This window comes from Streptomyces olivaceus (assembly GCF_000721235.1).
GTDB lineage: Bacteria > Actinomycetota > Actinomycetes > Streptomycetales > Streptomycetaceae > Streptomyces > Streptomyces olivaceus.
Window position 1 is genome coordinate 68,220 of sequence record NZ_JOFH01000019.1, and the last position, 19,890, is coordinate 88,109.

Here is a 19,890-nt window from a genome sequence, read left to right on the forward strand (position 1 = left end):
TCCTTACGTCACTTGGCGGCGGACGGGGCGTCCTCGCCGAGCAGCCTGCCGTCCGAGGTCTCGAACTGCTTCTTGAACGCGGCGACGGCGTCGGCGACGGCCTGCAGGGTGTCGTCGGACATCTTGCCGCCCTCCTTGATGGAGGTCATGAGGCCCTGCTCCTGGCGGTGCAGGTACTCGAGGAGCTCCTTCTCGAACCGGCGGACGTCGACGACCGGCACCTCGTCCATCTTGCCGGTGGTGCCGGCCCAGACGGAGACGACCTGGTTCTCGGTGGCCATCGGCTGGTACTGGTCCTGCTTCAGCAGCTCGACCAGGCGCTGACCGCGCTCCAGCTGCGCCTTCGACGCGGCGTCCAGGTCGGAGCCGAAGGCCGCGAACGCCTCCATCTCACGGAACTGGGCGAGGTCCAGGCGCAGTCGGCCGGAGACCTGCTTCATGGCCTTGTGCTGGGCGGAGCCACCGACGCGGGAGACCGAGATACCGACGTTCAGGGCCGGACGCTGGCCGGCGTTGAACAGGTCGGACTCCAGGAAGCACTGGCCGTCGGTGATGGAGATGACGTTGGTCGGGATGAACGCCGAGACGTCGTTGGCCTTGGTCTCGACGATCGGCAGACCCGTCATCGAACCGGCGCCCTCGGCGTCGGAGAGCTTGGCGCAGCGCTCCAGCAGACGGGAGTGCAGGTAGAAGACGTCGCCCGGGTAGGCCTCGCGGCCCGGCGGGCGGCGCAGCAGCAGCGACACGGCGCGGTAGGCGTCGGCCTGCTTCGACAGGTCGTCGAAGATGATCAGGACGTGCTTGCCCTCGTACATCCACTGCTGGCCGATGGCCGAGCCGGTGTACGGCGCCAGGTACTTGAAGCCGGCCGGGTCGGACGCGGGGGCGGCCACGATGGTCGTGTACTCCAGCGCGCCGTTCTCCTCCAGCGCGCCGCGCACGGACGCGATGGTGGAGCCCTTCTGGCCGATGGCGACGTAGATGCAGCGGACCTGCTTGTTCGGGTCGCCGGTGCGCCAGTTGTCGCGCTGGTTGATGATCGTGTCGACGGCCAGGGCGGTCTTGCCGGTCTGGCGGTCGCCGATGATCAGCTGACGCTGGCCGCGGCCGATCGGGGTCATGGCGTCGACGGCCTTGTAGCCCGTCTCCATCGGCTCGTGCACCGACTTGCGCTGCATGACCGTGGGGGCCTGCAGTTCGAGGGCACGGCGGCCCTCGGTCTCGATCTCGCCGAGGCCGTCGATCGGGTTGCCGAGGGGGTCGACGACGCGGCCGAGGTAGCCCTCGCCCACGGCGACCGACAGGACCTCGCCGGTACGGCTGACCGGCTGGCCCTCCTCGATGCCGCTGAACTCACCGAGGACGATGGCACCGATCTCTCGCTCCTCGAGGTTGAGGGCGAGGCCGAGGGTGCCGTCCTCGAACTTCAGCAGCTCGTTGGCCATGGCCGAGGGAAGACCCTCGACCCTCGCGATGCCGTCGCCGGCCACGGTGACCGTACCGACCTCCTCGCGCGAGGCCGCGTCCGGCTTGTACGACTGGACGAAGTTCTCCAGCGCGTCCCGGATCTCCTCCGGCCGGATCGTGAGCTCCGCCATCTGAGTTCCCTGCTCTCCTTGTTGGGCCCGAAGTTTCACTTGGGGGGTATTCCACGTTTCGGGACTCCCCCCAGTAAGAGGTGAATCCTCTGTACGGCCCAACCAGGGCCGTCGTAAGTACGTACTGCTTGCTGTGCTGTTGTCGCTGCTGTTGTCGCGCGGGGAGTCAGCTCGCCAGGCGGCGGCCGGCGTCCTCCAGGCGGTCCGCGATGGAGCCGTTGATGACCTCGTCACCGACCTGCACCCGGATCCCTCCGACGACCTCGGGGTCGACGTCGAGGTTGAGGTGCATCGGACGGCCGTAGACCTTCGTCAGGGCGGCACCGAGGCGCTGCTTCTGCGGGTCGCTGAGCGGCACCGCGGAGGTGACGACCGCGACCATCCGGTCCCGCCGGTCGGCGGCGAGCCTGGACAGGGATTCGAGTCCCGACTCCAGGCTACGTCCCCGCGGCGCGGTGACAAGGCGCGTCACCAGCTGCTCGGTGGTCCGCTCCGCACGGCCGCCGAGCAGGCTGCGCAGCAGCTCGCCCTTGGCCGCCTCGGTGGCCGACCGGCTGGTCAGCGCGGCGCGCAGCTCGGTGTTCGAGGAGACGATCCGGCCGAACCGGAACAGCTCGTCCTCGACGTTGTCGAGCCGGCCCCGCTTCTGCGCGGCGGTGAGATCGGCGGTGTTCGCCAGCTCCTCCAGCGCGTCCACCAGGTCGCGCGACTGCGACCAGCGGCTGCGCACCAGGCCGGCCACCACGTCGGCGACGGTGCCGCTGACCTGGGTGCCGAGGAGGCGCTTGGCGAGCTCGGCCTTGGCCTCGCCGGACTGCGCCGGGTCGGTGAGGACCCGACGCAGCGACACCTCGCGGTGGAGCAGCGCGGTGACGGCGGCCAGCTCGCCGGCGAGCGAGCCGGCGTCGACAGACGTGGAGTCCGTCAGCGCGTCGAGACGCTCGCGTGCGGCGGCAAGAGCCTCGCGGCTCGCTCCGTGCATCCCACTCATCGGGCTGCCTCTGCGGTCGCGGCCTTGTCGTCCAGCTCGTCCAGGAAGCGGTCGACGACGCGGCTCTGGCGGGCGTGGTCCTCGAGGGACTCGCCGACCAGCTTGCCGGCCAGCTCCGTGGCGAGCTTGCCGACGTCCTGCCGCAGCGCGGACGCGGCGGCCTTGCGGTCGGCCTGGAGCTGGGCGTGACCGGCGGCGATGATCTCCTCACGCTGCCGCTGGCCTTCCGCGCGCATCTCGGCGATGAGCGTGGCGCCCTGCTCCTGCGCCTCCTGGCGCAGGCGCGCGGCCTCGTGACGGGCCTCGGCGAGCTGGGCCTTGTACTGCTCGAGGACGCTCTGGGCCTCGGTCTGCGCGGCCTCGGCCTTCTCGATACCGCCCTCGATGGCCTCGCGGCGCTCTTCCAGAACCTTGTTGATGTTCGGGAGGAGCTTCTTGGCGAGGAAGCCGAAGACGATGACGAAGGCGATCAGGCCGATGACGAGCTCGGGGATCGGCGGAATGAGGGGATTTTCCATCTCCTCGGCCGCGATCTGGAGCATCGGGCTCATGGGTTTGCCTTTCGTCTAGTCGGCGGGAAGTGGTCCGCGATCACACGCCGTAGACGAACGGCATGACCAGACCGATCAGGGCGAGCGCCTCACAGAAGGCGAAGCCGAGGATCTGGTTGGCGCGGATCAGGCCGGCCGCCTCGGGCTGACGGGCGAGGGCCTGGGTGCCGTTACCGAAGATGATGCCGACGCCGACACCGGGGCCGATGGCAGCGAGGCCGTAACCGATGGAGCCGAGCGAGCCGGAAACAGCGGCAAGGGTCTGGGACATGCCAGTTCTTCCTTTTCTTTACGGACCGGTGGGGGTTGGCCACCGGACGAATACGGGAGGTGCGGGGCGCGCTTGCTCAGTGGTGCTCGGCCATGGCGCCCTGGATGTAGGTGCACGTCAGCAGGACGAACACGTAGGCCTGCAGAGCCTGGATGAACAGCTCGAAGGCCGTCATCACCACGGTCATGATGAACGAGACGCCCGCGTAGGCGATGCCGACGCCGTTCAGCAGGTACCAGCTGGCGATGGTGAAGAGCAGCAGCAGCGTGTGGCCGGCGAACATGTTGGCGAAGAGCCGCACCGCGTGCGTGAAGGGCCGGACGAGCAGGTTCGAGAAGAACTCGATGACCATGGCCAGCGGCAGCACGGCGCCCAGCGACTTGTCGTAGCCGGTGACGTTCTTGAAGAAGCCGACGAAGCCCTGCCGCTTGAACGTCAGCACGACCCAGAGGATGTACACGATGAGAGCCAGCACCGCCGGGTAGGCGATGATCGACGTCACCGGGAACTGGGCGACCGGGATGATCGACCAGAGGTTCATCATCCAGATGAAGAAGAAGAGCGAGACGACCAGCGGGACGTACTTCTCGCCTTCCTTCTTGCCGATGGTCTCGTAGACAACGCCTCGACGGATGAAGTCGTAACCGGTCTCGGCGACCAACTGCAGCTTGCCCGGCACGACCTTCGGCTTGCGGAAGGCCGCCCAGAAGAAGCCGACGATGACGATGGAACCGAGCAGGGCCAGCAGCATCGGCTTGTTGAAGTACAGGTTGCTGTCCGCGTCGCCCCAGAGGGGCTCGAACAGGAACGAATGCAGGCCGGGAGCCGGGAAGCCACAGCCGTCGAAGATGTGGCAGTCGGTCTCGAAGGCGAGCACCTGCGTCGGGTCAGCACTCACCGCGGGCTCCTTCAGCGTGGCGCATGGATACGGCAACCTCGTTGTGTCGGCGCGGCGCGGGGCCGCTGTTCGGCACGGGACTGGTGTTACGGATATGGGGGCGGCTGTGGGGCATCTCGCCTCGCGATTCGGCAGGCGTCAGCTCGGATGCCCGCGCCCGCGATGCCGCAGTTGGCACCGGACGATAGCAGGAGTTCACACGCCCCTTTATCCCGGCCCTACCCCTCACGACGAGTGGCCCGTCTTTTCGGACTTTTCGCCGGTCGGTTCGGGTTCGACGTAGAGAATCTTGGCCTTCATGTGCGCCCGCGTCTGCGCGGCGATCCACGCGAGCGTGACGACGACCAAAGTGATCGCGAAGGACCGGGGGTTGAACAGCGTCGTGTTCTTGAACACGGCGAGGAAGACGAACAGCAGCAGGATCTGCGCCGCGTAGAGCATCAGGCCCATCGCCTGGAAAAGGTGCGGAAGCGATGTGGCGGTGCGCTGCAGGACATAGAGACCGATCCCCATGAAAAGCATCGCCACCAGCGTCGCGACGACGGCACCCAACGCCCCCTTGCCGCCCGCGACCACGGCACTGATCACGGCGGCGACGGCGCCGACGGCGGCCGTGGGCACGGCTGCCTGAAGCAGGATCCGGGCGTCATTGGACGGCATGGCGGCAACTCCGCTTTCACACACAGGGGGTAGGTGTCGTCATGGACGAGCGTAGTCCCGGGCCGAGTGAGGTCCTCACGCCAAGAGACCGTCGCAGTACGGTCTTTCAGCGGCCCCCGGGATACTCGTGAACCGTATCACAAACTATTTGATGAGACCTTTACCTGTGGGTGTGCTGGCTGTCACACATGAGAGTGACACTGCGCGCCTGAGCAATTACTGCACCCACTTGTCTGGTATTAGGGGCATTCGTTCCCCCACGAGTTGGCAATGCTCTAGTCAGATTCTTACCTTGTGCGCGAACGGGATCCGACGGCGGTCGCCCCGTTGACGCCCGAGACGCCCGCGGCCACCGGGACCCGCTCCTCGGCGTCCTCGTCCACCGCCGGCGCGCCCGTGGCCGCCTCCGGTGCGGCCACCCCGGCCGTCCCGCGGCGCCGCCGGTAGCGCGGCGGCACGAACCGCTCGGCCCAGCGCGGGGCGCGCGGCGTGAAGCGCGGCAGCAGGAGGAGCACCAGGCCGATGGCGCTGAGGGCGACCACGCCGAGGACGATCCACATGGACGCGGCGTTCACGGAGTAGCCGAGCGCGCCGAAGGCGATCAGCGCCGAGAAGAAGTACATGATCAGCACCGCGCGGCTGTGCGAGTGCCCGATCTCGAGGAGCCGGTGGTGCAGGTGCCCCCGGTCCGCGGCGAACGGCGACTGGCCCCGCCAGGTGCGCCGGACGATCGCGAGGATCAGGTCGGCGGCCGGGATGGCGATGATGGTCAGCGGCATCACCAGCGGGATGTAGACGGGCACCATCTGGTGGACCGCGTTGCGCTCGGAGCCGGTGAACAGGTTCATCAGGTCCGGGTCGACCTGCCCGGTGACGGAGATGGCGCCGGCCGCGAGGACGAGGCCGATCAGCATCGAGCCGGAGTCGCCCATGAAGATCCTGGCGGGGTGCATGTTGTGCGGCAGGAAGCCCAGGCACATGCCCATCAGGATGGCGGCGAACAGCGAGGCGGGCGCCGCCGCCTCGATGCCGTACGAGTACCAGATCCGGTAGGCGTACATGAAGAACGCCGCCGCCGCGATGCACACCATGCCGGCCGCGAGGCCGTCCAGGCCGTCCACGAAGTTGACCGCGTTGATGGTGATGACGACCAGCGCCACCGTCAGCAGGGTGCCCTGCCACTGGGTGAGCGCCACCGTGCCGACGCCCGGCAGCGGGATCCACAGGATGGTCAGGCCCTGCACCACCATCACGCCGGCGGCGATCATCTGGCCGCCCAGCTTGATCAGGGCGTCGATCTCGAACTTGTCGTCCAGGACGCCGATCAGCCAGATCAGGGCGGCGCCGGAGAGCAGCGCGCGGGGCTCGTTCGACTTCTCGAAGACCTCACTGAGGTTGGTGAGGTGGTCGGCGACGAGCAGGCCCGCGCACAACCCGAAGAACATGGCGATACCGCCGAGTCGCGGAGTGGGTTCCCGGTGCACGTCACGTGCCCGGATCTCCGGCATCGCTCCGGCCACGATCGCGAACTTCCGTACCGGCCCTGTCAGCAGATACGTCACCGCGGCCGTGATGCAGAGCGTCAGCAGGTATTCACGCACAGGCTTCCCCACAGGTCTCGCTGGCCATCCTCAGCCCCACACCCTAGCGATGCGCGCATATGGTTGAGGACTTCCGGGTAGCGACGATGGTTGCACGTGTGGCTGTGCACCTGTGCACGCCTACCCCGTCTCAGTCCGGATAGGGCGGAAATTCCGCGACCAGCGAGCGTACGTCGTCCCGCGCCGAGGCCGGTTCGGTGGTGCCCCGCAGCACGCCGGCGAGCAGCGCGGCCACCGCCTCCATCTCCCGCTGTCCCATGCCCTGCGTGGTGACGGCGGCGGTGCCCAGGCGCAGCCCGCGGGCATCGGCGTGCGGCAGCGCGCAGCAGTCGAGGACGATCCCGGCGGCGGCCAGCCGGCCCCGCGCGGTCCGGCCGTCGACGCCGAGCGGGGCGGGGTCGGCGGTGATCAGGTGGGTGTCGGTACCGCCGGTGGTCACCACGAGACCGTCGTCCGCGAGCCGCGCGGCCAGGGTGCGGGCGTTGGCGACCACCTGGCGGGCGTACGCGGCGAAGGACGGGGCCGACGCCTCTTTGAAGGCGACGGCCTTGGCGGCGACGGTGTGCATCTGGGCCCCGCCCTGCGTGAACGGGAACACGGCCCGGTCCACCCGCTCGGCCAGTTCGCTCCCGCACAGCACCATGCCGCCGCGCGGGCCGCGCAGCACCTTGTGCGTGGTGGCGCAGACGATGTCCGCGTACGGCACCGGGCTGGGCGCCGCTCCCCCGGCGACCAGGCCGATCGGGTGGGCCGCGTCCGCGACGAGGTAGGCGCCCACCTCGTCGGCGACCTCGCGGAAGAAGGCGTAGTCGAGGTGGCGCGGGTAGGCGATGGAGCCGCAGACGATCGCCTTGGGCCGGCGGGCGCGGGCCAGGGCGCGCACCTGGTCGTGGTCGACGAGGCCGGTCTCCGCGTCGACGCCGTAGCCGACGAAGTCGAACCAGCGGCCGGAGAAGTTGGCGGGCGAGCCGTGGGTGAGGTGTCCGCCGTGGGGCAGGCCGAGGGCGAGCACGGTGTCGCCGGGGCGCAGCAGGGCCGCGTAGGCGGCCAGCACGGCGGCGGAGCCGGAGTGGGGCTGCACGTTGGCGTGCTCGGCGCCGAAGAGGTCCTGGGCCCGTTCCACGGCGAGCCGCTCGGCGACGTCCACGATCTCGCAGCCGCCGTGGTGGCGGGCGCCGGGGTAGCCCTCGGCGTACTTGTTGGCCAGCGGGGAGCCGAGGGCGGCGAGGACGGCCGGGGACGTGAAGTTCTCGGCGGCGATCAGCTGGAGGGTCGTCGACTGCCGGCGGCGTTCGGCGAAGAGGATCTCGGCCAGCTCGGGGTCCTGACGGCTCAGGACATCGGCATCGGCCTCTAGGACGTCGTGGGTGACCGACATGGTGCGCTCCGGGCGTGCGTCGACGGTGACGTACGTCCAATGTAGGCCGCGCGGACCGGTGCCGCCCGGCCGCGCCGTGGGCCGTCGCCCCGCCCCGCCGTGGGCAGTCGTCCCGCAGGGCGGGACGGGTGGGCACGGCCCCGGACGCCGGGCGCCGACCCGGCCGACCCCCACCACGACGCCGAGCACCGTCCGAGGCTCCGGGCGCCGGACGCAGGGCCCCCGCGGCGCCGCCCCGCCCCTACGCCCGCGCCGGGACTCCCGTCAGGGCCGTCACGACCGGGTCCAGCGCCTGGTGTATCTCGTCGCCCACCGAGCGGAAGAAGGGCAGCGGAGCACCGTACGGGTCGTAGACCTCGTCGGCGTCGACGGTGGGCGCCAGGAGCCAGCCGCGCAGCGCGGCGGCGGCGCGGACCAGGGCGCGGGCGCGGGTGACCAGGCCGTCCTCCAGGGGCGGCAGCGTCGCCGGGTCGATGGCGTTCACCAGGCGGGTGAACTCCTTGAGCGTGAAGGTGCGCAGGCCCGCCGAGTGGCCCATGGAGATGACCTGCGCCCGGTGGTCCCGCGTCGCGGTGAGCACCAGGTCGGCGCGGATCACGTGCTCGTCGAGCAGCTCGCGCCCGGTGAAGCCGGCCGGGTCGGCGCCGTAGTCCGCGAGGACCGTCTCGGCGTTCGTCTCCATGGGGGCGCCCTCGTGGCCCCAGGTGCCCGCGCTCTCCACGATCAGGCCGCCGCCCAGCACGCCGAGCCGCTCCGACACGAAATGCCGGGTCAGCCGCTCGGTGATCGGCGAGCGGCAGACGTTGCCGGTGCTGACGTGGAGGATGCGGAAGCTGTCGCGCGGAAGTCCGACGAACGTCGTCGTGATCTCCGCGGCACGTTCCCCGTTGCCTATGCCACGCCCCGTCCCAGGGGCCGTCAATTCGCCACCTCGAGGTCGGGTACTACCTTCCGCAGCTCCTCCGCCGACAGGGCGCCCGCGCGCAGCAGCACGGGCACCTCGCGGGTGACGTCGACGATGGACGACGGGACGTTGGCGGGGGTGGGGCCGCCGTCGAGGTAGACGGAGACGGAGTCGCCGAGCATCTGCTGGGCGGCGTCGCAGTCCTCGGGCGCCGGGTGCCCGGTCAGGTTGGCGGAGGAGACGGCCATGGGGCCGACCTCGGTGAGCAGCTCGATGGCGACCGGGTGCAGCGGCATGCGCACGGCGACGGTGCCGCGGGTCTCGCCGAGGTCCCACTGGAGCGACGGCTGGTGCTTGGCGACCAGCGTCAGCGCGCCGGGCCAGAAGGCGTCGACGAGTTCCCAGGCCATCTCGGAGAAGTCGGTGACCAGGCCGTGCAGGGTGTTCGGCGAGCCGATGAGCACCGGCGAGGGCATGCTGCGGCCGCGCCCCTTGGCCTCCAGGAGGTCGCCGACGGCCTCCGCGGTGAAGGCGTCGGCGCCGATGCCGTACACGGTGTCCGTCGGCAGTACCACGAGCTCGCCACGGCGGACGGCGGACGCGGCCTCGCGCAGACCGGTCACACGGTCGGTCGCGTCGTTGGTGTCGTATCGCCGTGCCATTTAGCGGGCCTCCTCGTACACGTACTGCGGGGTGGGAGTCGTCGGGGCGGTCACGGCAGCGCCTTGCGGGCGGTCGCGAACCTGGGGCGGTTGTTGAGGTCGGGGTGGTCGGCCGCGTCGGCCCAGCCCCGCTCGTCGGCGAAGATCCACGGCACCTGGCCGCCCTGGGTGTCGGCGTGCTCGACGACGACCACGCCGCCGGGGCGCAGCAGGCGGTGCGCGGTGCGCTCCAGGCCGCGGATCAGGTCGAGGCCGTCCTCGCCGGAGAACAGGGCGAGCTGCGGATCGTGGTCGCGGGCCTCGGGGGCGACGTACTCCCATTCGGTGAGCGGGATGTACGGCGGGTTGGAGACGACCAGGTCGACCTGCCCGTCGAGGTCGGGGAAGGCCGTCAGGGCGTCTCCCTGGCGCAGGTCGACCCTGGACCCCTCCATGTTCTTCCGCGTCCACACCAGGGCGTCCTCGGACAGCTCCACGGCGTGCACGCGCGAGCGGGGCACCTCCTGGGCCAGCGCCAGCGCGATGGCGCCCGAGCCGCTGCACAGGTCGACGATGCAGGGCTCGACGACGTCCATGGCGCGCACGGCGTCTATGGCCCAGCCGACGACCGACTCGGTCTCGGGGCGGGGCACGAACACGCCGGGGCCGACCTGGAGCTCCAGGTAGCGGAAGTAGGCGCGGCCGGTGATGTGCTGGAGCGGCTCGCGCGCCTCGCGGCGGGCGACGACCTCCCAGTACCGGGCGTCGAAGTCCGCGTCCGGCACGGCGTGCAACTCGCCCCGCTTGACGCCGTGCAGGTGCGCGGCGAGCTCCTCCGCGTCGGTGCGCGGCGAGGGCACGCCGGCGTCGGCCAGCCGCTGGGCGGCCTGGGCCACCTCCGCGAGCAGCAGGTTCACGCTGGTCCTCCGGGGCTGAGCGGTTCGTCCGGTACGGGCGAGGGGTGCGGCTGGTCGGATCGTGCAGGCGCGGCCTGCCCGGTCGTACGGGTGCGGCCGCGGCGCCTACGCGGCGGCGAGCTTGGCGGCCGAGTCCGCGTCGACGCAGGCCTGGATCACCGAGTCGAGGTCGCCGTCCAGGACCTGGTCCAGGTTGTACGCCTTGAAGCCGACGCGGTGGTCGGAGATGCGGTTCTCCGGGAAGTTGTACGTGCGGATCTTCTCGGAGCGGTCGACGGTGCGGACCTGGCTGCGCCGGGCGTCCGCGGCCTCCTTCTCCGCCTCCTCCTGTGCCGCCGCGAGCAGCCTGGAGCGCAGGATACGCATCGCCTGCTCCTTGTTCTGCAACTGGCTCTTCTCGTTCTGGCAGGAGGCGACGACTCCGGTGGGGATGTGCGTGATGCGCACGGCGGAGTCGGTCGTGTTGACGGACTGGCCGCCGGGCCCGGAGGAGCGGTAGACGTCGATGCGCAGGTCGTTGGGGTTGATCTCGACGTCGATCTCCTCGGCCTCGGGCGTGACGAGCACGCCGGCCGCGGAAGTGTGGATCCGGCCCTGGGACTCGGTCGCGGGCACGCGCTGCACGCGGTGCACGCCGCCCTCGTACTTGAGCCGCGCCCAGACGCCGTGCCCCGGCTCGGTGGCGCCCTGGCCGCCCTTGGTCTTCACGGCGACCTGGACGTCCTTGTAGCCGCCCAGCTCGGACTCGGTGGAGTCGATGATCTCGGTCTTCCAGCCGACGCGCTCGGCGTACCGCAGGTACATGCGCAGCAGGTCCCCGGCGAACAGGGCCGACTCGTCGCCGCCGGCGCCCGCCTTGATCTCGAGGATGACGTCCTTGTCGTCGCTGGGGTCGCGCGGCACGAGCAGCATGCGGAGCTTCTCGGTGAGCTCGTCGCGCTGCTTGTCCAGCTCCTTGACCTCGGCGGCGAAGTCGGGGTCGTCGGCGGCCAGTTCGCGCGCGGTGCCGATGTCGTCGCCCGTCTGCTTCCAGGAGCGGAACGTGGCGACGATCGGGGTCAGCTCGGCGTACCGCTTGTTCAGCCTGCGCGCGTTCGCCTGGTCGGCGAAGACCGACGGGTCGGCGAGCTTCTTCTCCAGGTCGGCGTGCTCGGCGACGAGTTCCTCGACGGCCTCGAACATCTTGGGCTCCTGCTTACTGCTTGGAAGGGGAAGGCGGGCGACCAAAAACGCCGGTCCCGGCGCTCCCCGGGGAGGGGATGCGGCCGTGGACCGGCGGTTGGGGGCTCGCTACTTCTTGGAGCCGGCGGCAGCCTTGCCGAAGCGGGCCTCGAAGCGGGCCACGCGGCCACCGGTGTCGAGGATCTTCTGCTTGCCCGTGTAGAACGGGTGGCACTCGGAGCAGACCTCGGCCCGGACGGTGCCGGACTCGATGGTGCTGCGGGTGGTGAACGACGCGCCACAGGTGCAGCTGACCTGCGTCTCGACGTACTCGGGGTGGATGTCGCGCTTCAAGGTGTCTCCTACTGTTCCGGGAGGGCGCCGGGTCGCAGCCGCGGGATGCGGGAGCGTGAACCGGAGCCGACGTACCAGTCTGCCAGGACTGGGGCCACCCTCCAAAACCGGGGGCGGCCGCGATCTATTCCGCCGCCCGCTGCCCGCTGCCGACGACGCCCTCGGCCCCGCCGGTGGCGTTGCCCTCGGTGGCGCTCGCGGGGATCGGCCGGTCGTTCCGCAGGGCCGTCCACACCTGGCCGGCCTTGGCCTTCTCGACCAGTACGCGGTTGGCGTCGGCGGGGTCGTAGGTCACCGGCATGGTGACCATGTGCATGCCGTCCGGGCCGATGCCCTTGAGGCCGCTCGCGAAGGACATCAGGGAGTTCACCGAGCCGAGGTCGGAGTCGGTGGTCACCGTCTTGGTGGCGGTGTCGGCGATGTCGTACAGCTTCTTCGGGTTGCCGAGCAGGCCGATGTCCCGGACCTGCTCGGCCAGGGACTTGACGAAGGCCTGCTGGAGCTGGATCCGGCCGAGGTCGGAGCCGTCGCCGACGCCGTGCCGGGTGCGGACCAGGCCGAGGGCCTGCTCGCCGTCGAGCCGGTGGGTGCCGGCCGTGAGGTCGAGGTGGCTGTCGGGGTCGTTGATGTCCTCGGTGGTGGTGACCTTGACGCCGCCGAGGTCGTCGACGAGGTTCTGGAAGCCGCTGAAGTCGACCTCCAGGTAGTGGTCCATGCGCAGGCCGCTCATCGACTCGACGGTCTTCACCGCGCAGGCGCCGCCGCCGGTGGAGTAGGCGGAGTTGAACATCACGCCCCGTGCGGCGGGGTGGTCGCCGCCGTCGGGGTCGGTGCAGTCGGGGCGGTCGACGAGGGTGTCGCGCGGGATGGAGACCACGCTGGCCTTCTTGTGGCCCTCGTAAACGTGCACGACCATCGCGGTGTCCGAGCGGGCGGTGCCGTCGTCGGTGCCGCCGCCGAGGTCCTTGTTGCCGCCGGAGCGGGTGTCGGAGCCGAGGACCAGGATGTTCTCGGAGCCGTTGTCGGCCTTCTCGGGCCGGTCGGCGCCGAGCGCCTGGTCGATGTCGACGCTCGTGAGGTTGCCGTTGAGCTTGAAGTACAGGACTCCGGCACCGCTGCCGCCCAGGACCACGATGCCGGCGGCGCTCCAGGCCGCGACGAGCAGGGCCTTGCGGCGGCCCGTTCGGGGCCTGCGGCGGCGGCCCCTGCCCCGGCGTCCCGGTCCGGTGGCGCCGGCCTGTCCGGGGTCGGGTATCGCGGGTTCCGGCGTGCTCTCGGCGGACATGGGCTCCTCGGTGTTCGTCCGGTTCGGTTACCCCCTGCGGTCGGGGCGGGTCGGTCGGCTCCGGCGGTTTTCCACCGGTACCTCACCATCGTCCCTCCGTGACGGAGACGGCGGAACTCGGGCCAGGGTTGCACAACGGGACGTGTCCGATACGTACGACAGCGGTCACCCTCCGTGGCGGCCGAGGGCGCCATCGGGGCGGCCACCTGGGGTTTCGGCCGACCGGGTGGGAGCCGGCGCACCCGTCGGCGAGTGCGGCGGCTGTGGCGCAGATCGCGCCGCACGGGCCGCCCGCGCACAGAGAGCACGGCCGCACAGGGCCGCCCGCGCACAGGGAGCACACAGGACCGCCCCGTCACGGTGCGCGACGGGGCGGTCCTGGTGGTGCGGTCCCTGCGGTGGGTGGTGCGGGCGAAGACGTCAGTCGCCGTTGCCGGGCGTCGGGGTCGTCTTCTGGATCTGCATCAGGAACTCGACGTTCGACTTGGTCTGCTTCATCTTGTCGAGGAGCAGTTCGATCGCCTGCTGCTGGTCGAGGGCGTGCAGCACCCGGCGCAGCTTCCAGGTGACGGCCAGCTCCTCGCTGCCGAGCAGGATCTCCTCCTTGCGGGTACCGGACGCGTCGACGTCCACCGCGGGGAAGATGCGCTTGTCGGCGAGCTTCCGGTCGAGCTTGAGCTCGGCGTTGCCGGTGCCCTTGAACTCCTCGAAGATGACCTCGTCCATGCGGGACCCGGTGTCCACCAGGGCGGTGGCGAGGATGGTCAGCGAACCGCCGTCCTCGATGTTGCGGGCCGCGCCGAAGAACCGCTTCGGCGGGTACAGGGCCGTCGAGTCGACACCACCGGACAGGATGCGGCCGGAGGCCGGGGCGGCGAGGTTGTACGCACGGCCCAGACGCGTGATCGAGTCGAGCAGTACGACGACGTCGTGACCCAGCTCCACCAGGCGCTTGGCGCGCTCGATGGCCAGCTCGGCGACCGTGGTGTGGTCCTCGGCCGGGCGGTCGAAGGTCGAGGAGATGACCTCGCCCTTGACCGAGCGCTGCATGTCGGTGACCTCTTCCGGACGCTCGTCGACCAGGACGACCATCAGGTGGCACTCGGGGTTGTTGTGCGTGATCGCGTTGGCGATCGCCTGCATGATCATGGTCTTGCCGGTCTTCGGCGGGGCCACGATCAGACCGCGCTGGCCCTTACCGATCGGCGCGACGAGGTCGATGATGCGGGTGGTGAGGACGCCGGGGTCCGTCTCCAGGCGGAGGCGGTCCTGCGGGTAGAGCGGCGTCAGCTTGTTGAACTCCGGGCGTCCGCGCCCCGATTCGGGCGCCATGCCGTTCTGCGAGTCCAGGCGGACCAGCGCGTTGAACTTCTCGCGCCGCTCGCCCTCCTTGGGCTGGCGCACGGCACCGGTGAGGTGGTCGCCCTTGCGCAGGCCGTTCTTGCGGACCTGGGCGAGGGAGACGTACACGTCGTTGGGTCCGGGCAGGTAGCCGGAGGTCCGGATGAACGCGTAGTTGTCGAGGATGTCGAGGATGCCGGCGACCGGGATGAGGACGTCGTCCTCGTTGATCTGCGGCTCCTGGATCTCGTCGCGGCCGCGACGGCCCCGGCGGTCCCGGTAGCGGCCCCGGCGTCCGCGACGACCACTGCCGTCGTCGTCGTAGCCGTCGTCGTGCTGCTGACGGTCCTGGCGGCCGCCGCCCTGCTGCTGGCGCTGACCGCCGCCGCCCTGGTTCTGCTGGTCGTCGCCCTTGCCCCGGCGGTCGCGGTCGCGACCACGGTCGCCCCGGTCACCGCGGTCGCCCCGGTCACCCCGGTCCCGGCGGTCGCGGCGGCGGCCCTCGCCGCCGTCGCCGTCGGAGCGGCCGTCGCCCTGGCCCTGCTGCTGGCCGCCCTGCGACTGGGGCTGCTGCTGGGCCGACGCGGCGGCCTTCTGCTCGCCGCGGGTCTCGACGGCCACCGTGTCGGTGGCGGGGCTGCCCGCGCCCGCGGTGGCGCGGCGGCGACGGCGCTCGGTGGGGGCGTCGTCACCGGCACCGGCCTGCGCGTCGGCGGGGACCTTGGCGGACGGCTGCCCGGGGATGTCGATCTGCTGCTGGGCGGCGGACTGGTCGGCGTCCGCCGTGTCCGCCTTCTTCTCGGCCTTGCCGCCCTTCTCCGCCCGCTCGGCCTTCTCGGCGGAGGCGTCGTCGCCCGTACGGGAACGGGAGGTGCTGCGGCGCTTCGGCTTGGTCTCGCCGGCGTCCGCGGCGGGGGCGGCCTTGGCGGAGGCGCCCCCCGCGGCCTGCGCCTCCTTGATGACCTCGATCAGCTGGCTCTTGCGCATCCGCGCGGTGCCCCTGATGCCGAGGCCGGATGCGACCTGCTGCAGCTCGGCCAGCACCATGCCCTCGAGGCCGGTACCGCGGCGCCGCCGGGAGCCGGCACCGGTGGCAGGCGCGGAGGCGTCCGTGGCGGGCGCGGCAGCGGTCTCCTCGACACGTGCGCCCATCAGATCGGTGGTGTCGCTCACGAAGGGTCCTTCCCTGGAGCGGACGTCGGCCTGTCTGGCTCGGCGACCGGTTGTGCTGTCCGGCTTCGGTTCTTGCTGTGCGAACCGTGCCGGGGCGGTGGTCCGCCTGAACGGCGGAAGGGATATCTGGTGATGGCGCGCCCCCTGGCCGTGGCACCCTGTGTCCGTGTCACGCGGCGTGGTCGCACCGGTTCCGGAGCGTGCCCGTCGGGCCGCTCAGTGTCCGTGCAGGCCGTGCAGATCACGTACGGCATCCACTACACAATGCGGCTTGGGGGGCTCCCGGAAGGATGTCTGTCCCGGACGGGGACACGAGGCACCTCGCCATGGTGGGGTCGGGTGCAGACTTGAGGTTAACACTACCGGATCCAACAAACATTCCCCCTCTCGAAATCCGGCAACCCTGCGCGTTTCAAATGTCGCTGGAGGTCGCCAGGGGCAGCACGCTCGCGCCCTGCTGGTCCAGGCTCAGCCGGTTGGCCGCCCATTCCGCTCCGGCCAGCGCCTCGACCTTGTCGGCCGTGTCGGCGTCGGCCAGTGCCATCACCGTGGGTCCGGCACCCGAGATCACCGCGGGGATGCCGTCGCCGCGCAGCCTCTCCACCAGTGCCGCACTCTCCGGCATGGCCGGTGCGCGGTACTCCTGGTGCAGGCGGTCCTCGGTGGCCGGCAGCAGCAGCTCGGGGCGCCTGGTGAGGGCCTCGACGAGCAGCGCGGCACGGCCCGCGTTGGCGGCGGCGTCGACGTGCGGGACGTGCCGCGGGAGCAGTCCGCGCGCGGTCTCGGTCAGTACCGGTTTTCCGGGCACGAAAACCACCGGAACGATGGAATCGACGGGGTCCATCCTGATCGCCCGCGCGGCGCCGGAGTCCATCCAGGACAGGGTGAACCCGCCCAGCAGGCAGGCCGCGACGTTGTCGGGGTGGCCCTCGATCTCGGTGGCGAGGTCGAGCAGCGCGGCGTCGTCGAGGCGGGCCTCGCCGCCTATGGTCACCGCGCGCGCGGCGACGATGCCGGCGCAGATGGCGGCGGAGGACGAGCCGAGGCCGCGGCCGTGCGGAATGCGGTTGGCGCAGACGATCTCCAGGCCGCGCGGCTGCCCGCCCAGCAAGTCGAAGGCGGTGCGCAGGGAGCGGACGAGGAGGTGTTTCTCGTCGCGCGGGAGGGTCTCGCTGCCCTCGCCCGCGATGTCGACGTGCAGTCCGGAGTCGGCCACTCGGACGACCACGTCGTCGTACAGCCCCAGCGCGAGGCCGAGGGCGTCGAAGCCCGGGCCGAGGTTGGCGCTGGTGGCGGGGACGCGCACCCTGACGGCGGCGGCGCGGAACGCTGGACCGGCCATCGCTCGATGACTCTCCTTGAGCTGCGGTGACTGTCGAACTGTGTATCTGTCGGAGCTGTCGGGGCGGTTGGAACTGTCGGGATGGAACTGTCGAGCCCGGCGTACGTGTCGGACCCGTCGCACGACATTCGACGACGCACGACGCACACGGCCCTGGGTTCGCCGCTGCCTGCCCAACGGTCGACCGCTGCCGGCTGCTGCCGGCCCGCGTGTGCGGCCGCCTTCCGACCGCGGAGACGGCGCGGCACCGCTGCATATGCGGCAGGCGGGTTCGGTACAGCCTATCGAAGGAAGGTTCTGCGGCGACACAGGGCGCACAGGAGGCGCACGATGCGTGTCGTAAGCCCCCCCGTGCACCCCCCGCAGGTGAGATGCCCGGCCGAGCGTCGCTTACGCCCCCGTACGCTGGGCGCGTTCCACGACGCCGCTGCCGCTGCCGCCGCCGCTCAGACCAGGCCGAGCCGCTCGGCGGCCGTCGCCGCGTCGACCGGCACGGTGACCGGCTGCGGGGCGCCGGCGACGGCCCAGTCCGGGTCCTTGAGCCCGTTGCCGGTGACGGTGCACACGATGCGCTGGCCCGGGTCCACCTTGCCCTGCTCGGCCGCCTTCAGCAGACCGGCCACCGACGCGGCGGACGCGGGCTCCACGAAGACGCCCTCCTGAGAGGCCAACAGCCGGTAGGCGCGCAGGATCTCACGGTCCGTCACCTCGTCGATGGCGCCGCCGGACTCGTCGCGGGCGGCGAGCGCGAAGTTCCACGAGGCGGGGTTGCCGATCCGGATGGCGGTGGCGACGGTCGACGGGTCCTTGACGACCTCGCCGCGCACGATCGGGGCGCTGCCGGAGGCCTGGAATCCCCACATCCGCGGCTTCCTGGTGCTGACCCCGTCGTCGGCGTACTCCCGGTACCCCTTCCAGTACGCGGTGATGTTGCCCGCGTTGCCGACCGGGAGGACGTGGATGTCGGGTGCGTCCCCGAGCATGTCCACGATCTCGAAGGCGGCCGTCTTCTGCCCCTCGATCCGCACCGGGTTGACCGAATTGACCAGCGCCACGGGGTAGTTGTCGCTGAGCGCGCGGGCGAGGGTGAGGCAGTCGTCGAAGTTGCCGTCGACCTGGAGGATCTTCGCGCCGTGCACGAGGGCCTGGCCCATCTTGCCGAGCGCGATCTTGCCCTGCGGCACGAGCACCGCGGACACCATGCCCGCGCGCACGCCGTACGCGGCCGCGGAGGCGGAGGTGTTCCCGGTGGACGCGCAGATGACAGCCTGCGCGCCCTCCTCCTTGGCCTTGCTGATGGCCATGGTCATGCCGCGGTCCTTGAAGGACCCGGTCGGGTTCGCCCCCTCGACCTTGAGGTGGACCTCGCAGCCGGTGCGCTCGGAGAGCACCTGCGCGGGCACGAGCGGGGTGCCGCCCTCACGGAGCGTCACGACGGGCGTGCTGTCGGAGACGGGCAGCCGGTCCCGGTACTCCTCGATGATTCCGCGCCACTGGTGGGTCATTGCTGGTTACTCTCCTTCAACCCGCATAATGCTGGCGACACCCCGCACGGTGTCGAGCTTGCGCAGCGCCTCGACGGTACCGCCGAGGGCGGCGTCGGACGCGCGGTGGGTGACGACGACGAGGGATGCCTCGCCGTCCTTGCCGGACTGCCGCACGGTGTCGATGGAGACACCGTGCTCCGCGAACACGGTCGCGACCTGGGCGAGCACGCCCGGTTTGTCGGCCACGTCGAGGCTGATGTGGTACCGCGTGACGACCTCGCCCATCGGCGAGACGGGCAGGGCGGCGTAGGCGGACTCACCGGGCCCGGTCGCGCCGCCGAGCCGGTTGCGGCACACGGCCACGAGGTCGCCGAGGACGGCGGACGCGGTCGGCGAACCGCCGGCGCCGGGCCCGTAGAACATGAGCTGTCCGGCGGCCTCGGACTCGACGAAGACGGCGTTGTAGGCCTCGCGCACGTTGGCCAGCGGATGGCTGAGCGGAATCATCGCCGGATGCACCCGCGCGGTGACCGACGCCCCGTCCGCGGCCCGCTCGCAGATCGCCAGCAGCTTGATGGTGCAGCCCATCCGCCTGGCGGAGGCGAAGTCGGCGGCGGTGACCTCGGTCATGCCCTCGCGGTGCACGTCGTCGAGGCGCACGCGCGTGTGGAAGGCGATCCCGGCGAGGATGGCGGCCTTGGCGGCGGCGTCGAACCCCTCGACGTCGGCGGTCGGGTCGGCCTCGGCGTACCCGAGGGCGGTCGCCTCGTCCAGCGCCTCCTGGTACCCGGCCCCCGTCGTGTCCATCGCGTCGAGGATGAAGTTGGTCGTCCCGTTGACGATCCCGAGCACCCGGTTGACCTTGTCGCCGGCGAGCGACTCGCGCAGCGGCCGGATCAGCGGGATGGCACCGGCGACGGCGGCCTCGTAGTACAGGTCCCGGCCGTGCTCGTCGGCCGCGGCGTGCAGGGCGGCGCCGTCCTGGGCGATGAGCGCCTTGTTGGCGGAGACGACGGAGGCACCGTGCGCGAAGGCGGTGGTGATGAGCGTACGGGCGGGCTCGATCCCCCCGATGACCTCCACCACCACGTCGATGTCGCCGCGCTTGACCAGGGCGGTGGCGTCGGTGGTCACGAGGGCGGGGTCGATGCCCTCCCGCACCTTGTCGGGCCGCCGCACGGCGACCCCCGCGAGCTCCACCGGGGCCCCGATGCGGGCGGCGAGGTCGGCCGCGTGCGTCGTCATGATGCGCGCCACCTCTGAGCCGACCACTCCACAGCCCAGCAGCGCCACCTTCAGCGGACGCGTACGCATCATCCGACCTCGTTTCCTCTACC

General features: G+C 71.0%; 18 protein-coding genes. All 18 read right to left on the minus strand.

The annotated features are described in order from the left end of the window. Nucleotides 1-8 precede the first annotated feature (8 nt). The 18 genes from atpA to IG94_RS0121600 all read right to left on the minus strand — a co-directional run bounded on the left by atpA (nucleotide 9) and on the right by IG94_RS0121600 (nucleotide 19,870). Complete coding sequence (gene atpA, locus IG94_RS0121515) at nucleotides 9-1,598, minus strand: F0F1 ATP synthase subunit alpha (RefSeq protein WP_031039366.1); 1,590 nt, start codon at nucleotides 1,596-1,598, stop codon at nucleotides 9-11. Nucleotides 1,599-1,764: 166 nt separating this feature from the next. Then, nucleotides 1,765-2,580, minus strand: coding sequence for a F0F1 ATP synthase subunit delta (locus IG94_RS0121520; protein WP_031039368.1), 816 nt, complete (start codon nucleotides 2,578-2,580; stop codon nucleotides 1,765-1,767). A 5-nt stretch (nucleotides 2,581-2,585) separates the two neighbouring features. Beyond that, complete coding sequence (locus IG94_RS0121525; protein WP_031039372.1) at nucleotides 2,586-3,140, minus strand: F0F1 ATP synthase subunit B; 555 nt, start codon at nucleotides 3,138-3,140, stop codon at nucleotides 2,586-2,588. A gap of 40 nt (nucleotides 3,141-3,180) precedes the next feature. Further along, nucleotides 3,181-3,411, minus strand: coding sequence for an ATP synthase F0 subunit C (gene atpE / locus IG94_RS0121530; RefSeq protein ID WP_031039373.1), 231 nt, complete (start codon nucleotides 3,409-3,411; stop codon nucleotides 3,181-3,183). 76 nt (nucleotides 3,412-3,487) lie between these two features. Continuing rightward, a complete protein-coding gene (gene atpB, locus IG94_RS0121535; protein ID WP_031039382.1) occupies nucleotides 3,488-4,309 on the minus strand; it encodes a F0F1 ATP synthase subunit A in 822 nt (273 codons plus the stop codon). Between the two features lie 225 nt (nucleotides 4,310-4,534). Continuing rightward, a complete protein-coding gene (locus IG94_RS0121540; protein WP_031039385.1) occupies nucleotides 4,535-4,969 on the minus strand; it encodes a Cg1360 family ATP-synthase-associated protein in 435 nt (144 codons plus the stop codon). Nucleotides 4,970-5,256: 287 nt separating this feature from the next. Continuing rightward, nucleotides 5,257-6,570: an MraY family glycosyltransferase gene (locus tag IG94_RS0121545; RefSeq protein ID WP_031039387.1), complete on the minus strand. Its 1,314-nt coding sequence runs from the start codon at nucleotides 6,568-6,570 to the stop codon at nucleotides 5,257-5,259. Nucleotides 6,571-6,700: 130 nt separating this feature from the next. Next, the gene (locus IG94_RS0121550) at nucleotides 6,701-7,948 is read right to left on the minus strand and encodes a serine hydroxymethyltransferase (protein WP_031039389.1); all 1,248 of its coding nucleotides are present in this window, start codon (nucleotides 7,946-7,948) and stop codon (nucleotides 6,701-6,703) included. A gap of 241 nt (nucleotides 7,949-8,189) precedes the next feature. Continuing rightward, nucleotides 8,190-8,870, minus strand: coding sequence for an arsenate reductase/protein-tyrosine-phosphatase family protein (locus IG94_RS0121555; RefSeq protein WP_031039390.1), 681 nt, complete (start codon nucleotides 8,868-8,870; stop codon nucleotides 8,190-8,192). Next, nucleotides 8,867-9,514, minus strand: a complete 648-nt coding sequence (locus IG94_RS0121560; protein ID WP_031039391.1) for an L-threonylcarbamoyladenylate synthase — start codon at nucleotides 9,512-9,514, stop codon at nucleotides 8,867-8,869. The genes IG94_RS0121555 and IG94_RS0121560 overlap by 4 nt, the downstream gene beginning before the upstream one ends. A 50-nt stretch (nucleotides 9,515-9,564) precedes the next feature. Continuing rightward, nucleotides 9,565-10,410 (minus strand): peptide chain release factor N(5)-glutamine methyltransferase, encoded by an 846-nt coding sequence (prmC, locus tag IG94_RS0121565; RefSeq protein ID WP_031039392.1) that lies wholly within the window; start codon nucleotides 10,408-10,410, stop codon nucleotides 9,565-9,567. 105 nt (nucleotides 10,411-10,515) lie between these two features. Beyond that, nucleotides 10,516-11,592: a peptide chain release factor 1 gene (gene prfA, locus IG94_RS0121570; protein WP_031039393.1), complete on the minus strand. Its 1,077-nt coding sequence runs from the start codon at nucleotides 11,590-11,592 to the stop codon at nucleotides 10,516-10,518. A gap of 108 nt (nucleotides 11,593-11,700) precedes the next feature. Then, entirely contained in the window at nucleotides 11,701-11,925 is a 225-nt protein-coding gene (gene rpmE, locus IG94_RS0121575; protein WP_031039396.1) for a 50S ribosomal protein L31, read from the minus strand. A 124-nt stretch (nucleotides 11,926-12,049) separates the two neighbouring features. Then, nucleotides 12,050-13,210 carry an LCP family protein gene (locus IG94_RS0121580; protein WP_031039397.1) on the minus strand — a complete coding sequence of 387 codons (1,161 nt, stop codon included), beginning with the start codon at nucleotides 13,208-13,210 and terminating at the stop codon, nucleotides 12,050-12,052. A 420-nt stretch (nucleotides 13,211-13,630) separates the two neighbouring features. After that, complete coding sequence (rho, locus tag IG94_RS0121585) at nucleotides 13,631-15,724, minus strand: transcription termination factor Rho (RefSeq protein ID WP_031039399.1); 2,094 nt, start codon at nucleotides 15,722-15,724, stop codon at nucleotides 13,631-13,633. Between the two features lie 412 nt (nucleotides 15,725-16,136). Further along, nucleotides 16,137-17,066 (minus strand): homoserine kinase, encoded by a 930-nt coding sequence (gene thrB / locus IG94_RS0121590; protein WP_031039400.1) that lies wholly within the window; start codon nucleotides 17,064-17,066, stop codon nucleotides 16,137-16,139. Between the two features lie 446 nt (nucleotides 17,067-17,512). Then, on the minus strand, nucleotides 17,513-18,571 hold the full coding sequence (thrC, locus tag IG94_RS0121595; RefSeq protein ID WP_031039401.1) for a threonine synthase: 1,059 nt from the start codon (nucleotides 18,569-18,571) through the stop codon (nucleotides 17,513-17,515). Between the two features lie 6 nt (nucleotides 18,572-18,577). Next, on the minus strand, nucleotides 18,578-19,870 hold the full coding sequence (locus IG94_RS0121600; RefSeq protein WP_031039402.1) for a homoserine dehydrogenase: 1,293 nt from the start codon (nucleotides 19,868-19,870) through the stop codon (nucleotides 18,578-18,580). Nucleotides 19,871-19,890 lie beyond the last annotated feature (20 nt).